This is a genomic window from Streptomyces sp. NPDC057438 (genome assembly GCF_042802995.1).
Classification (GTDB): domain Bacteria; phylum Actinomycetota; class Actinomycetes; order Streptomycetales; family Streptomycetaceae; genus Streptomyces.
Map to the genome: position 1 here is coordinate 41,468 of NZ_JBHVDD010000007.1, position 13,395 is coordinate 54,862.

General features: G+C 71.4%; 11 protein-coding genes and 2 pseudogenes. 4 read left to right on the top strand and 9 right to left on the bottom strand.

The window, feature by feature from the left end; genetic code table 11:
* Positions 1-44: 44 nt before the first annotated feature.
* The 3 genes from ACFU5F_RS06630 to ACFU5F_RS06640 form a co-directional block, all read right to left on the bottom strand.
* Positions 45-2,429 (bottom strand): phosphoketolase, encoded by a 2,385-nt coding sequence (locus ACFU5F_RS06630; RefSeq protein ID WP_383883130.1) that lies wholly within the window; start codon positions 2,427-2,429, stop codon positions 45-47.
* A gap of 127 nt (positions 2,430-2,556) precedes the next feature.
* The gene (locus ACFU5F_RS06635) at positions 2,557-3,387 is read right to left on the bottom strand and encodes a universal stress protein (RefSeq protein ID WP_383882871.1); all 831 of its coding nucleotides are present in this window, start codon (positions 3,385-3,387) and stop codon (positions 2,557-2,559) included.
* A 248-nt stretch (positions 3,388-3,635) separates the two neighbouring features.
* Positions 3,636-4,076, bottom strand: a complete 441-nt coding sequence (locus ACFU5F_RS06640) for a pyridoxamine 5'-phosphate oxidase family protein (protein WP_383882874.1) — start codon at positions 4,074-4,076, stop codon at positions 3,636-3,638.
* 283 nt (positions 4,077-4,359) lie between these two features.
* Here ACFU5F_RS06640 and ACFU5F_RS06645 point away from each other — a divergent pair, with 283 nt between their 5' ends.
* A complete protein-coding gene (locus tag ACFU5F_RS06645) occupies positions 4,360-4,740 on the top strand; it encodes an STAS domain-containing protein (protein ID WP_383882877.1) in 381 nt (126 codons plus the stop codon).
* A 183-nt stretch (positions 4,741-4,923) separates the two neighbouring features.
* Here ACFU5F_RS06645 and ACFU5F_RS06650 read toward each other — a convergent pair whose 3' ends face one another.
* Complete coding sequence (locus ACFU5F_RS06650) at positions 4,924-5,847, bottom strand: carbamate kinase (protein ID WP_383882880.1); 924 nt, start codon at positions 5,845-5,847, stop codon at positions 4,924-4,926.
* 126 nt (positions 5,848-5,973) lie between these two features.
* Positions 5,974-6,147 (bottom strand): hypothetical protein, encoded by a 174-nt coding sequence (locus ACFU5F_RS06655; RefSeq protein ID WP_383882883.1) that lies wholly within the window; start codon positions 6,145-6,147, stop codon positions 5,974-5,976.
* A gap of 194 nt (positions 6,148-6,341) precedes the next feature.
* Between ACFU5F_RS06655 and ACFU5F_RS06660 the strand changes: the two genes are divergently transcribed.
* A complete protein-coding gene (locus ACFU5F_RS06660; protein WP_383882886.1) occupies positions 6,342-6,806 on the top strand; it encodes a Crp/Fnr family transcriptional regulator in 465 nt (154 codons plus the stop codon).
* A gap of 38 nt (positions 6,807-6,844) precedes the next feature.
* Positions 6,845-7,549: a CBS domain-containing protein gene (locus ACFU5F_RS06665; protein ID WP_383882889.1), complete on the top strand. Its 705-nt coding sequence runs from the start codon at positions 6,845-6,847 to the stop codon at positions 7,547-7,549.
* 890 nt (positions 7,550-8,439) lie between these two features.
* Here the strand turns inward: ACFU5F_RS06665 and ACFU5F_RS06670 are convergent.
* Genes ACFU5F_RS06670 through ACFU5F_RS06680 form a run of 3 tightly spaced genes read right to left on the bottom strand, consistent with a single transcriptional unit; the run spans position 8,440 to position 12,397 of the window.
* Positions 8,440-8,937 carry a flavodoxin domain-containing protein gene (locus tag ACFU5F_RS06670; protein ID WP_383882892.1) on the bottom strand — a complete coding sequence of 166 codons (498 nt, stop codon included), beginning with the start codon at positions 8,935-8,937 and terminating at the stop codon, positions 8,440-8,442.
* Positions 8,938-8,953: 16 nt separating this feature from the next.
* The gene (locus tag ACFU5F_RS06675) at positions 8,954-9,688 is read right to left on the bottom strand and encodes a CBS domain-containing protein (protein ID WP_383882895.1); all 735 of its coding nucleotides are present in this window, start codon (positions 9,686-9,688) and stop codon (positions 8,954-8,956) included.
* Between the two features lie 15 nt (positions 9,689-9,703).
* The gene (locus ACFU5F_RS06680; RefSeq protein ID WP_383882898.1) at positions 9,704-12,397 is read right to left on the bottom strand and encodes a GNAT family N-acetyltransferase; all 2,694 of its coding nucleotides are present in this window, start codon (positions 12,395-12,397) and stop codon (positions 9,704-9,706) included.
* Between the two features lie 266 nt (positions 12,398-12,663).
* Between ACFU5F_RS06680 and ACFU5F_RS06685 the strand changes: the two are divergent.
* Positions 12,664-12,978, top strand: a pseudogene (locus ACFU5F_RS06685) (polyphosphate kinase 2); the annotation flags it as partial.
* Here ACFU5F_RS06685 and ACFU5F_RS06690 read toward each other — a convergent pair.
* Positions 12,954-13,388: pseudogene (locus tag ACFU5F_RS06690) on the bottom strand (universal stress protein); the annotation flags it as partial. The pseudogenes ACFU5F_RS06685 and ACFU5F_RS06690 overlap by 25 nt on opposite strands.
* Positions 13,389-13,395: the final 7 nt, after the last annotated feature.

Sequence of the window (13,395 nt, forward strand, 5' to 3'; positions counted from 1 at the left end):
ACCGTGGGCCGAACGACCCCCTGTCCGGGCCCCATTGGCATCGGTCAGCCGTCCCAGGACCAGTCGGCGACCTCCGGCAGGTCGGTGCCGTGGACGCGGATCCACTCGTGGTGACGCAGCCGGGTGTCCTCCATCCGCTGTCGTACGGCCGCGGCGCGCACCGCCAGGCCGGGGACCCGGTCGATGACGTCCATGACCAGCCGGTAGCGGTCGAGGTCGTTGCGGACGACCATGTCGAACGGTGTCGTCGTGGTGCCGATCTCCTTGTAGCCGCGCACATGCAGGTTCTTGTGGCCGGTGCGGCGGTAGGCGAGGCGGTGGATCAGCCAGGGGTAGCCGTGGTAGGCGAAGATGACCGGCTTGTCGGTGGTGCACAGGCCGTCGTACTCGAAGTCACTCATCCCGTGCGGGTGTTCCTCGGCGGGCAGCAGCCGGGCGATGTCGACCACGTTCACGACCCGCACCGTCAGCTCCGGGAGATGGGTGCGCAGCAGTTGGGCGGCGGCCAGCACCTCCTGGGTGGGGACGTCACCGGCCGCCGCGAGCACCACGTCCGGCTCCCGCTCGCCGTTCTCCGTGCCTGCCCACTCCCAGATCCCGGCGCCCCGGGCACAGTGGGCCTTCGCCTGCTCCATGGTCAGCCAGTCGAAGCAGGGCTGCTTGCCTGCCACGATCACGTTGACGTGGTCGCGGCTGCGCAGCGCGTGATCCGCCACCGACAGGAGGGTGTTGGCGTCCGGTGGCAGGTAGACCCGTACGACCTCAGGACTCTTGTTGAGGACGTGGTCGACAAAACCGGGGTCCTGGTGGGAGAAGCCGTTGTGGTCCTGGCGCCAGACGTGGGAGGTCAGCAGGTAGTTGAGGGAGGCGATGGGGGCGCGCCAGGGCAGGCGGCGGGTGACGCGCAGCCACTTGATGTGCTGGTTGACCATCGAGTCGACGATGTGCACGAAGGCTTCGTAGCAGGAGAACAGTCCGTGCCGGCCGGTCAGCAGGTAGCCCTCCAGCCAGCCCTGGCAGGTGTGTTCGGAGAGGATCTCCATCACCCGGCCATGCCGGTCCAGGTGCTCGTCCACCGGAAGCGTCTGTGCCTGCCACGCCTTGCCGCTCGCGTCGAAGACTGCCTGGAGGCGGTTGGAGGCGGTCTCGTCCGGGCCCACGATCCGGAAGTCACGGCTCCCGCGGGTGGCGTGCATGACGTGTTCCAGCACGTCGCCGAGAACGCGGGTGGGCTCGTGCAGGGTCGCGCCGGGCTTGTCCACGGGGACGGCGTACCGCTCCAGCGAGGGCAAGGGGAGTTCGCGCAGCAGGAGCCCGCCGTTGGCGTGCGGGGTGGCGCCCAGGCGCCGGGATCCCTCGGGGACGCAGGCCAGCACCTGCTCGCGGGGGCCGCCGTGCTCGTCGAACAATTCTTCGGGCTTGTATGACCGCAGCCATGTCTCCAGCTGCCCCAGGTGCTCCGGGTTGTCCCGTACGGCGGACAGCGGGACCTGGTGGGCGCGCCAGGTGCCCTCCACAGGGAGGCCGTCGACCTCGGCCGGGCCGGTCCAGCCCTTCGGGGTGCGCATCACGATCACCGGCCAGCGGGGGCGCTCGGTGACGCCGTCCTCGCGCGCGGCGCGCTGGAACGCGGCGATCCGGTCCAGCGCGTCGTCCATCGCGGCGGCCATCGCCCGGTGGACCGTCATCGGGTCGTCGCCGGTGACGTGGATCGGGACGTGGCCGTATCCCCGCAGCAGGGCGTCGAGTTCCGACTCGGGGAGCCGGGCCAGCACCGTCGGGTTGGCGATCTTGTAGCCGTTCAGGTGGAGGATCGGCAGCACCGCCCCGTCGTGCACGGGGTCGAGGAACTTGTTGGAGTGCCAGGACGCGGCCAGTGGTCCGGTCTCCGCCTCGCCGTCACCGATCACGCAGGCGACCAGCAGGTCCGGGTTGTCGAGGGCGGCCCCGTATGCGTGGGAGAGGGAGTAGCCGAGTTCACCGCCTTCGTGGATCGAGCCGGGCGTCTCGGGTGCGACGTGGCTCGGCACGCCGCCGGGAAAGGAGAACTGCCTGAACAGCCTCTCCATGCCGGCCGCATCGCGCGACACGTCGGGATACGTCTCGCTGTAGCTGCCCTCCAGCCAGGAGTTGGCGAGCACCGCGGGGCCGCCGTGCCCAGGGCCCCAGATGCAGAGGGCGTCCTGGCCACGGGCCTTGATGACGCGGTTGAGGTGGGTGTGCACCAGGTTCAGCCCGGGCGAGGTACCCCAGTGGCCGAGCAGCCGCGGCTTGACGTGCTCGGCGCGCAGCGGCTCGGTCAGCAGGGGGTTCGCCATGAGGTAGATCTGGCCGACGGACAGGTAGTTCGCGGCGCGCCAGTGGGCGTCCAGCGTCCTCAGCTCGTCGTCGGTGAGCGGAGCGGACGCCTGCCGCGTGTCGACGGACATCATGAGGTCCCTTCCGGGTCGGGGTTCGGTCGGAGGTGCATGCGGGTCCGTACCTCCTCACCCTCCCCCACCCGCCGAGCACCCGACAGGGCCGACCGGGCCATCCGCTCCACCGGTGTGCTCGTCTTCAGGTCGTCGGCACCAGCACCACGGGGCAGTGGGAGTGGTGCAACAGGACATGCGCGACCGGGCCGAGCGGTGGACCGAGCCGGCCCACGCGCCGGCGCGTGCCGATGACCACCACGCCGGCCTCGCGGGTACCCGCCAGCAGGGCGTGGGCCGGGCCGGTGCGGACCGTGCGGCTGTCGACCTCGACCTCGGGGTACTCCTCCCGCAGTCGGGCGACGCTGAAGCGCGGCACGGCTTCTTCCGCCCGGTCGTTCCGGGCCTGGCGCTGCTGGCCGGGGCTCGTCGCGGCTACCAGCGAGGGCAGTTCGGGCGTGGTGTGCCGGTGCGTTGCGGAGTGCACGACGCACAGCCGGGCCCCACGCCGGGATGCCTCCTGGAAGGCATAGGCGGCTGCGGCCTCATCGGCGTCGCTCTCCAGGCCGAGCAGCACCTCGCGCCCCTCGTCGCGAGGGTGATCCCCACGGGCGACCAGCAGCGGACCGTGCGCGTGCGCGGCCAGGCGCCAGCTCACCGAGCCGGCCAGCAGACCGGAGACACCGCCGAACCCCCGGGTGCCCACGACGGTGAGGACCGCGCCCTCGCTCTCCCCTGCCAGCACCCGCACGGCGCCGCCCTCCACGGCCCTGGTCTCCACCGGCAGACCGGGATGACGCTCGTGGACCCGCGAGGCGGCCGAACCCAGAACCGGCCCGGCCTCGTCGCGGTCGGCCACGGCGTACACGATGCGCAACGCGACGCCGCGGCGCGCCGCCTCCTCCGCGGCCCGGTCCAAGGCCCGTACAGCGACCAGTGAACCGTCCACTCCAACGACCACATGGCGGTCAGTCATTTTCCTGTTCCCTTCTGTCCGTGCGCGGGGTGGGCAGCCCCCGGGGGTGCCGAGGGCGGTGACAAGATCGACGCCGGTCGGCCGGGCGTCGGTCCCGCCGCGGCTCCACGGAGATGCTCGTCGTCCGCGGGCGTTGCGGGCAGAGCCCGACGGAACCCGTCGGCACGCCGTACGGCCCCGTCCCGTCGGGCCGTCCGGCCCCGGACCCGGCCCGGACGAAAAGAAGCGGGAAGACGGAGGAAAGACCTTCAGGCAGTGAGGTCCACCCCGTACAGGGTGCGTCCACCGACGAGCTCACGACCGGTGACCAGTTCGGACTCGATACGGACGAAGACCTCCTGCGGCGCGGGCACCCAGGAGACCGGGCCGGTGCGGGCCAGGCGTTCGTGTTCGGCCGGGTCGGTCACCACCGTGGCCGACCCGGTGACGACGACGCTCCAGCCGGAGTGCCGGGCCGCGTCGACCTCGTCCGCCTCAAAGGCGACCACCGCGCCGTCGATCGCGCGGACCAGTTCCGAGGCTGCGGAGGTGCGCAGCAGGACCGCGCCGTCGCCGTCCAGGCTGAAGTTGACCGGCAGCACGGCGGGCAGGGCGCGGCGCGTGAAGACGATGCGGCCGATGGGCACCTTGGCCAGCAGCCGCAGGCACTCCTGCCGCCCGAGTTCGCGGAAACCGTCATTGGGGTACATCAGCCAGCCCGTCTTTCGCCTGGTACAGCGGTACTGCGTTGCATCCAGCCTGAGCTGGATGCGGCCCGGGGATAAGGGGCCATCGGTCCCGCCCACGCCGGAGAACGACCCGTGTCACATCGCGATCGACGGGGCCGCAAGTCCGGCCCGTCCGGCGCTTGCGGATGCCCGCGGCCCGGTCGGCCGCTGCGCCCCGCCGGACAGGCCCAGCAGATCCGGCAAAACCGGGCGGTAGGGCCGATCGGCCCTTCCCGCACCTCGCCTTGCCCTGTTTCCTCGGACCATGTCCGAAAACGGCCCCAGGTCCGCGCCTCACCACACGGAACGCACCGTCGGTGAAACCACCGTCGTGGAGCTGCGCGGCGAGATCGACATATTCACTGCGCCGTCCCTCGCGGCCCGGCTGGATGCCCTCACCGCCGACCAGCACCCCGATCTGGTCCTGGACCTGCGTGCCACGGCCTTCATCGACTGCACCGGCCTCGGGATCCTGTGCCGGGCACGGAACCGAGCCGGGGCCCGGCACGGCCGGCTCCGGTTGGTCACCGACAGCGCGCACTTCCGGCGCATCCTTCGCGCCGTCGGCCTGGCAGGCGTCTTCGAGCTGCACCCCAGCCTGGGTACGGCCCTGGCCCATACGCCGCAAGCTGCCGCCGCGGGTTGATGACCCGGCGGACGGCTAGCGACTCGCCGGCACGTCGTCGAGCGCCATGCGCAGGCGCGTCGTCCGCCGGCCCGATGCGCTGTACAGGATGTCTTGGAGCGGGTTGGCCCCAAGGACAGGGCCACGGCACGGTGCCCCTCCCCAAGCCAGGGGACCGTCGGTCCAACGCGTTCCGGCCCCATCTCAGCCGACGGCCAGATCGAGGCGCACCAGGGTCCCCGACCTCCCGTGGACGATCTCGTACGCCGCATCCAGGGCGCCGATGGCGGCAAGGCCCCCGGTGCGTTCGACGAACCGGGCGGCGGCCTCCGTCTTGGGGCCCATGGAGTCGGCGGGGAAGCCTGCGCGGCGCAGGTCGTCGGGGGTGGCGTCGAGGACGGGCTGAGGGTCGTGGGTGCCGTAGCCGGTGTAGACGCACGGGACGTCGGTGAGGATGAGCAGGAAGTCGGCCTTGAGTTCCTCGGCGAGCAGGGCGGCGGTGAGGTCCTTGTCGACGACCGCGTCCACTCCGTGCAGGGCGCCGGTGTCGCTGTCGGCGGTGACGGGCACGCCTCCGCCGCCGGCGCAGATGACCAGCGCTCCGCAGGCGAGCAGGTCGTGGATGGTCTCGGTCTCGACGATTCCCTCGGGCGCGGGTGAGGCGACGACTTGGCGCCACCCGCTGGCGTCCTTGGCGATGTGCCAGCCGCGCCTTCGCGCGAGGGTGCGGGCGATGTCCCGGGGGTACACGGGGCCGACGCGCTTCGTGGGCCGCTCGAAGGCCGGGTCGTCCGCCCGTACCAGGGTGTGGGTGACGAGTGCGGCGATCTTGTGACCGGGCAGCGCGTCGTGCAGGGCCCGGACCAGCAGCGAACCGATCAGGCCCTCGGTCTGGGCGCCCAGGAGGTCCAGCGGATAGGGGGCGGTCAGGACCGGGTCGGCCGCGCTCTCCATGGCGAGCAGGCCGATCTGCGGCTCGTTGCCATGGGTGATGACGACCTCGTGTTCGAGAGCGAGAGCGGCAACAGCGGTAGTCACCCGGTCGATGTTCGTCTGCTGCACGGCCGCGTCGGGGCGATCCCCCCGGCGCAGCAGGGCGTTGCCGCCGAGAGCGATGACGATGCGCATGGCTTGAGTTCCTCCATGGGGGCCACAAGTACGGCCTTGACGGTGTCCAGCCGGGCGTCTTGCCGTTGACCTGGTAGGGCGGCCGAAGGCGTCCCCGGCTCAGCGATGGACCGGGATCCGATCAGATCAGCGGGGTGCCTCGGTCGCCCGCACGACGGCCGACCGGCGACGGATGCGGCGCCGCTGTGCCCGCAGCGCCAGCGCGTCGAGCGCGGCGCTGAGCACAAAAGTGACCGCGGTGGAGATCACCAGGAGGACGGCGAACAGCCTCCAGAACTCCGGTGTCAGAGACGTACCCACAATCCACACCCCCTTCTGCCGAGTGGTCTCTCGTCTTCATCGAACATCGAGGACCGCTTCGGCACAGGGCGCCGAAGGACCCGGACGTGGTGCCGGGTGGCCCGGCCATGGGGCCGGGTGGCCCATCGCCCGGCACTGGAGCACGGGAGCACGCTGGACGTGGCAGGTTCGTACGCCCTGACTGGAGGCACGTCATGAACGCTCCCGCGACGGCCAGCATGCTGCAGGCACTGCCGGCCGAGCACCGCCATCGGCTGATGCGCTTTGCCCGGGAGGTGTCGTTCCCGCAGGGCACCCGTCTCTTCGAGGAAGGCGGCAAGGCGGATCGGTTCTGGATCATCCGTACCGGCACCGTCGCCCTCGACATGCACGTGCCCGGCCGCCGCGCGGCTGTCATCGAGGCCCTCGGGCACAACGAACTCATCGGCTGGTCCTGGCTGTTCGCCCCACACAGCTGGCACCTGGGCGCCGAGGCGACCAGCCCGGTGCGCGCCTACGAGTTCGACGCCACCACGATCCGGTCGATGTGCAAGGACGACCCCGCACTCGGCGCGAGCGTCGCCCAGTGGGTGGGCGGTGTCGTCGCTCACCGCCTGCGCTCGGCCCGCACCCGGCTGCTGGACCTGTACGCCCCCTACGGCAGCGGCAGCCTCCTGTGACCGCGCCGAGTCGAAGTGACAGCGCCGAAGGAGGCGTCATGCACGGCACTCCGCACATCGTCAGCGACGTGATGACGCACACCGTCGCCGCCATCGGCCGTGGCGCCTCCTTCAAGGAGATCGTGCGGATGATGCACGACTGGAAGGTCAGCGCCCTGCCCGTCCTGGAGGGTGAGGGCCGCGTCGTCGGGGTCGTTTCCGAGGCGGACCTGCTGCCCAAGGAGGAGTTCCGCGACAGTGACCCCGACCGGTACACCCAGCTGCGGCGCCTGTCCGACCTCGCGAAGGCCGGCGCGGTGACCTCCGGTGAGCTGATGACCTCTCCGGCCCTCACCGTCCACGCGAACGCGACGCTCGCCCAGGCCGCGCGGACCATGGCGCAGGCGAAGGTCAAACGGCTGCCCGTCGTCGACGACGTAGGCATGCTGCAGGGCATCGTCAGCCGCGCCGACCTGCTGAAGGTGTTCCTGCGCGATGACGAGGAGATCGCGCAGGAGGTCCGCCGGGAGGTGGTGTCGTACCTCTTCCCCGCGTCGACGTCAGCCGCACTCGTCACGGTGCGGGACGGGGCCGTTACGCTCAGCGGCCGCATCCGGGACACGTCCCTGGTCCCCGTGGCGGCGCGTCTGATCCGGGCCGTTGAGGGGGTCGTGGACGTGGAGTTCGACGTCTCCGAGCACGGCCGTTCCTCAAAGACGACCCCTGACCCGTCGAGTCACAGCGAGGACGCCTCACCGTCGTGAATCGTCCCGATTGAACGGTGCGACATCGGTCGGCATCGTCCCCTCCGAGGGCAAGCCGGCCGTCGAGGTCGTGCGGCGATGACCTGGCGGCGTTGCGTACGTCCCCGTCGAGCGCGCACCGTCCCTGCGGCGACCACGGCCGCTCCGCGTTGCTGCCTCAGGAGCTGAGGGCCGACTGGACAGCGTGCGGGGTCGACTACTGCACGGTGCACAACACGCTGCGGCAGCCTCCGGGAATCTCCGTCGAGTTCGGCTGTCTCTCTTGTCGCCGGGGTTACGGTTCAAGGCCGTTCGGCCTCTGCGTACGCCCCCAGGCACACGCCAGGCTGGTGGCGTCCCGTAGCGGTGGAAAGGCGGACCGCCATGGAACAAGTGCTTCTTGCCTCCAACGACCCGTCGGCGCCCAGCCGGAAAGCGGCAGACTGCGCCGCGAGAGCCACGGCTGCGCGGTCTGCCGCTTCGCGTGGTCCACGGCTCACAGCAGGAAGTGAGCGAGGCCAAGACGGTCGTGTGCGCCCTGCGCCGGGAGGGCGTCGCCGACTCTCAAACGGCCGGCTCGCCCCTTCCCGCGAACGTCGAAGCTGCGGCCCGGCCGCTCGTGTTCGACTCGGACGATCTCTCCGCCCCTCGCCGCTCCGAGGGGGTCACGCTCGGCGTGCACGCCTGGTCGCTTCCTGTTCACACCGGCGCAGGCCCTGCTCCGCTGCTCCGCGGGCGCCGCACTGGTCGTGGTGGGCCGGAAGCCCGGCGCCGAGTGGGGGTACATGATTCGGTCCCTGTTGCGAGAGGCCACGTGCCCCGTAGCCGTGGTGGCGTCGTAGGCGCGGCCGCGCGGCGACCCCGGTGCCGGACACCGGGGTCTGGACGGAGCGGAGCATTCCGGCCCGCCCTCATGTGTGCGTCAGCTCGTCGGCGACATGTGCCGCCCACGTCTCGATCGCGGTGAAGTCGCGGAAGTCTCCGCCCTTTCCGTTGCGGAGGATCATCCGAGCGACCCATCCCTTCGCACCCTCCTCCAGACGGCCTCCGAAGGTGACGTGCTCCTCGGCGTCGAGCTCGACCATGGCCTTCTTCACGCCGGGTGCGGGCGGGATGTCCCGCTCCGAGGCCGAGGCGTCGAGCGGGCCGCTGCTGAACAGCCACAGTGGGCGTTCGGCCAGGTCGTGGCGGTGCCGACGGAGGAACCGGCGGGCGTGCTTCTGCCAGCGTCCGGCGTACAGTCCGCCACCGACGACCACTGCGTCATACGACGCCACACTCGTCACGGACTGGGCCGGAAGGGCCTCGACCGTCAGTCCGTACTTGCGCAGGACGTCGGCGATGGCTTCGGCGATCTGCTCCGTCGATCCGTTCGTGGTTCCGTAGGTGACCAACACGGTGCCGGTCATGGCGGTACACCTCCTCTCATACTCGGCGCAGCCAGTCGTCGGCCACGCCGTGCAGCGCCTGCTCCTGGGTGCGCAGGTGCGCGTCGTCCGGTCGGTAGGTAAGCCTGTCGACCACGCCGACGACGCCGCTGATCCGCCGGGTCATCGACAGGGCGATCTCCGTCTCGCTCTTGCGTTCCATGTGGCCGGTGAGGGTGACGACGCCTTCCACCACGGACACGTCGATGCTGCGGGGTGGCAGCCACAGGGTGCGCACCAGTACGTCCTCGATCACCTCATTGCGGAGTTCCCCATCGGGCCGCAGGAATACCTGGAGCAGGTCGCGGCGGGTGACGATGCCGACCAGCCGGTCCGTCTCGTCGAGCACCGGCAGACGTTCCACCTGGTGCTGGGCCATGGTGCGGGCGGCCTCGACGATGGTGTCGTCGGCGTGCGCGGTGACGGGCGGCTCGGTCATGAGCCGGCCGGCGGTGCGGGCATGCGCCTTCGCCGCCTGCCGTCGGGCACGGCGCGTAAGCCCGTGGAGGAGCGCGAAGCGACGGCGCGGTTCGTACGGTTCGGGAGTGGCCGCCTGGCGTGCCACCAGGTCCGTTTCGGAGATGACGCCGATGACCTTGTCGTCCTCGTCGACCACCGGCAATCCGCTGATCCGATGGGTCGCGAGCAGCCGCGCGACCTCCTTGAACGGGGTGCCGTACCCGGCGCGGACGACGTCCGTGGTCATCACGGAGCCGACCTTGTTGTGCTTCATGTCCGTTTTCCCTCCTCAGCGGAGCCTGCGCAGATAGGGGTCCTGGGGCCCGCACGGCGCCAGGCGGATCCGCGCGTCCAGCACGGTGACGCCGCCCGGTGTCGCGAGGACCGGGTTGAAGTCGGTCTCGGCGAGCTGCGGCAGGTCCGCCGCCATGCGGGACAGCCGCAGCAGCAGCTGCTCCAGCGCCTCGAGGTCGACGGGTCCGTTGCCGTGCGCGCCGAACAGGAGCGGGGCGCAGCGCGGGGAGGTGATCAGGTCGTGCACGTCGTGGTCGGTGAGCGGGGCGAGCCGGGCCGCGTGGTCGGCCAGGACCTCTGTGGCCGTACCGCCGAGTCCGAACAGGACGAGCGGGCCGAAGACCTGGTCCTGGACGACGCCGGCGAACAGCTCGGTGCCGCGGGCGGCGAGCGGCTGCAGCACGACACCGGTCATCAGTCCGGCGAAGCGGGTCTCCAGGTCGCGGAAGGCCGCCCGGATTTCGGAATCGCCGCGCAGGTCCAGGTGGACGGCGTGCTGCTGGCTCTTGTGCACCAGCCCGGGCCAGTGGGCCTTCATGACCACCCGGCCATCGCTGCCGCGCAGCCGGTCGGCGGCCAGGACGGCGTCGTCCTCGGTCTCGGCCCAGGCCCAGGGGATCTGCGGGATGCCGTAGCAGGCCAGCAGGTCGGCGCAGGTGCGCGGGTCCAGCCAGCCGCCATCCGGGTGAGCGGCGAGGTAGGTTTCGACGACGGTGCGAGCGCGCTCCGTCTCGACGCCGTCGAGGTCGGCGACCATCCCGGCGGGCCTGGCCAGCCAGGCCGCGCGGTGGCCGGCGTGGGCCAACGCCCGTGCGGCGGCCTGGGGTTCGGCGTACGACGGGACGTTGCCGTCATCGGCGGCGGGCAACAGCTCGACGGGCAGGCCCTGTTCGAGCCGTACCACGGCGATAGGTTTCGCCCTCCGACCGGCGGCGCGGGTGAGGGCCCGGACGAGGTCGTCGCCGGTCGCCGCGGCGACCGCCGTGGGGACCAGGGCCACGAGGACGGCGTCGACGCCGCCGTACCGCATGATCCGGTCCACGCAGTCCGCGAGCTGCTCCTCCGTGACGGCGGCGGTGGCGTCGACCGGGTTGCCCACGGCAGCCCCGTCCGGCAGCACGGCGAGCAGGTCGTCGATCAGTTCCGGTGTGGGCGCCGGGAGCGACAGCCCGGCTTCGGCGCAGGCGTCGGCCGCGAGGACACCGGCCCCGCCCGCGTTGGTGACGATCGCCACCCGGCTACCTGCGGGCAGCGGCTGGGAGTGCAACAGCGCGGCTGTCTCAAGGAGTTCGCCGATCGACCGGGTGGCGGTGATGCCGGCCTGGGTGAACAGCGCGCCACGGGTCATCGTGCGGGTGGCGGCGGCCGCGGTGTGCGAAGCGGCAGCGCGCCGACCCGCGTCGGTGCGGCCGGCGTCGACGGTCAGTACGGGCATACGACGGGTCACGCGCCGGGCGGTGCGGGAGAACGCCCGCGGGCTGCCGAACGACTCCAGGTGCAGCAGGGCGAGGCCGGTGCGGCCGTCGCTCTCCCACCACTGGAGCATGTCGTTGCCGCTGACATCGTACTTGTCGCCGAGAGAGGCGAAGGAAGAGACGCCGATACCGAGCCGGGACAGCCCGTCGAGCAGGGCGATGCCGACGCCGCCGGACTGCACAGCGACGCCCGCGGTGCCGGGGCGCGGATGTCCGGCAGCGAACGTGGCGTCCAGGCTCAGCTCCGGGTCGGTGTTGGAGATGCCGAGGCAGTTCGGGCCGACGAGGCGCATGCCGTACGAACGGCAGGCCGCCAGCAGGGCTTGGGCCTGGTCGGCGTGGATGCCTGCGGTGACGACGAGGAGGGCGCGTACGCCCGCCTTGCCGCACTCCGCGGCTGTCTCCGGGATCGCGGCGGCAGGTACGGCGAGCACCGCGAGGTCAGGTGTCGTGGGCAGGGCGCTGACCGACGAGTAGGACGGCACGCCGAGAATCGAGTGCGCGGCGGGGTTCACCGCGAACAGGCGCCCGGTGTAGCCGCCCGAGTGCAGCTGGTGCAGGATCGCCCGGCCCACCGAACCCGGCTTGCGCCCGGCCCCTACGACGGCGACCACCTTAGGCCGCAGCAGCGGCTTCAGGCTGGCGACGTCGGCGGCCCGGCCGCGTTCCTCAACGGCCGTGAGGTAGGGGTCGCTCTGGTCGAGGACGATGGTGCAGCGCACCTCCGGGCCCTCGAAGCGGCGGTCCGTGCGTAGACCGAGGTCGGCGAAGAGCTTCAACACCTCGTGGTTCTCACTCAGCGCGTCGGCCGTGAAGGTCGTGATGCCCTCCGCGCGGGCGGCCGAGACGAGGTGCTCGACGAGCAGGGTTCCCACGCCGCGGTGGTGTAGCCCGTCGGCGACGGCGATGGACACTTCGGCCACGTCCTTCTCGTCCCCGGTGTCGTACTCGGCGAGGCCGATCACCCGGTCCTGCGTCTCGGCCACCAGTGCCCGGTAGCCGGGGCGGGGCGGAGCACAGGCCCGGTCGGCGGCCAGACCGGCAGACCGGTGGCTCGCGGCGAAGAACCTCAGGCGCAGGTTCTCCGGGGACATCTCCTCGTACAGCCCCTCCAACTGATCGTGGTCGCTCGGCACCACAGGACGGATGCACACGGTGGTGCCGTCCGTGAGCAGGGCGTGGACGGGGGGTCGGTCGGTCACGTCGTGCGTCATCGCGGGACTCCTCCAAACCTCTTGTCATTTCGAGCATCCGGCGGATCGGGGGGTGGTCCCATGGGCTGTCTGGGGGCGATGCGAGGGCCGGTAGGCCCAAGATTTCGCCGGTCGTCCCCGGCCCGGACGCGGGAGGCATGCCTGACGGTGCGGGTTCAGGGTGCGCCGCTCCTTGCCGGTCAGTACGGTGCTGTCCCGGTCTCCGACCGGGGCACCAGTGATTGCGTTGAAGTCATCGACGCAAGCCATCGGGCGATGGACGCGGCATGACCGGCAAGAAGGCGGCGAAGGTGCCGCGCACGGCATACGAACGGGAACTGCTGTGCCTGCAGACGGAGTGGGTCAAACTGCAGGAGTGCGTGCGGGCTGAGGGCGCCCGCCTGGTCGTCGTCTTCGAAGGCCGGGACGCAGCGGGCAAGGGCGGCACCATCAAACGGGTCGCGGAACATCTCAACCCCCGCGTTGCCCGGATCGTGGCCCTGCCCAAGCCGACTGAGCGCCAGCGCACCCAGTGGTACTTCCAGCGGCACGCCGAGCACCTGCCGGCCGCCGGGGAGACGATCACCGGGCAGTCGGCGTGGGCGGCGACGGCCAGGCTGACGGAGCCGAGCAGCATCTCGGCGATGCCGCTGCGACCGCGGGTGCCCATGACCAGCGCGGAGGCGTCCCGCCCCTCGCGCACCAGGGCGTACTCCGGCTCCTCGAACACCACGTCGGCGGTCACCTTCAGGTCGGGGTGCCGGGCACGTGCCCGCTGAGCAGCGGCGCCGGCGACGTCCTGGGCCAACGGCAGCGTGGTCGGCTTGCCGAGGTCCCGGGTGAGTGCGGCGCCCTCGTACCGCTCCCACAGGCAGGCGTACACCACCCGCAACGGCACCCCACGCAGCACGGCCTCGTCGGCCGCCCAGTCGACGGCACGCAAGCTCGGCTCGGAACCGTCCACGCCCACGACCAAGGGCCCACCGAGGGCTCGTCCCACCGCTGCGTTCATGATCTCT

Excerpts from the sequence above, each read along its gene's own strand:
- ACFU5F_RS06630 (WP_383883130.1), bottom strand. The coding sequence starts at position 2,429 with ATGTCCGTCGACACGCGGCAGGCGTCCGCTCCGCTCACCGACGACGAG.
- ACFU5F_RS06635 (WP_383882871.1), bottom strand. The coding sequence starts at position 3,387 with ATGACTGACCGCCATGTGGTCGTTGGAGTGGACGGTTCACTGGTCGCT.
- ACFU5F_RS06640 (WP_383882874.1), bottom strand. The coding sequence starts at position 4,076 with ATGTACCCCAATGACGGTTTCCGCGAACTCGGGCGGCAGGAGTGCCTG.
- ACFU5F_RS06645 (WP_383882877.1), top strand. The coding sequence starts at position 4,360 with ATGTCCGAAAACGGCCCCAGGTCCGCGCCTCACCACACGGAACGCACC.
- ACFU5F_RS06650 (WP_383882880.1), bottom strand. The coding sequence starts at position 5,847 with ATGCGCATCGTCATCGCTCTCGGCGGCAACGCCCTGCTGCGCCGGGGG.
- ACFU5F_RS06660 (WP_383882886.1), top strand. The coding sequence starts at position 6,342 with ATGAACGCTCCCGCGACGGCCAGCATGCTGCAGGCACTGCCGGCCGAG.
- ACFU5F_RS06665 (WP_383882889.1), top strand. The coding sequence starts at position 6,845 with ATGCACGGCACTCCGCACATCGTCAGCGACGTGATGACGCACACCGTC.
- ACFU5F_RS06670 (WP_383882892.1), bottom strand. The coding sequence starts at position 8,937 with ATGACCGGCACCGTGTTGGTCACCTACGGAACCACGAACGGATCGACG.
- ACFU5F_RS06675 (WP_383882895.1), bottom strand. The coding sequence starts at position 9,688 with ATGAAGCACAACAAGGTCGGCTCCGTGATGACCACGGACGTCGTCCGC.
- ACFU5F_RS06680 (WP_383882898.1), bottom strand. The coding sequence starts at position 12,397 with ATGACGCACGACGTGACCGACCGACCCCCCGTCCACGCCCTGCTCACG.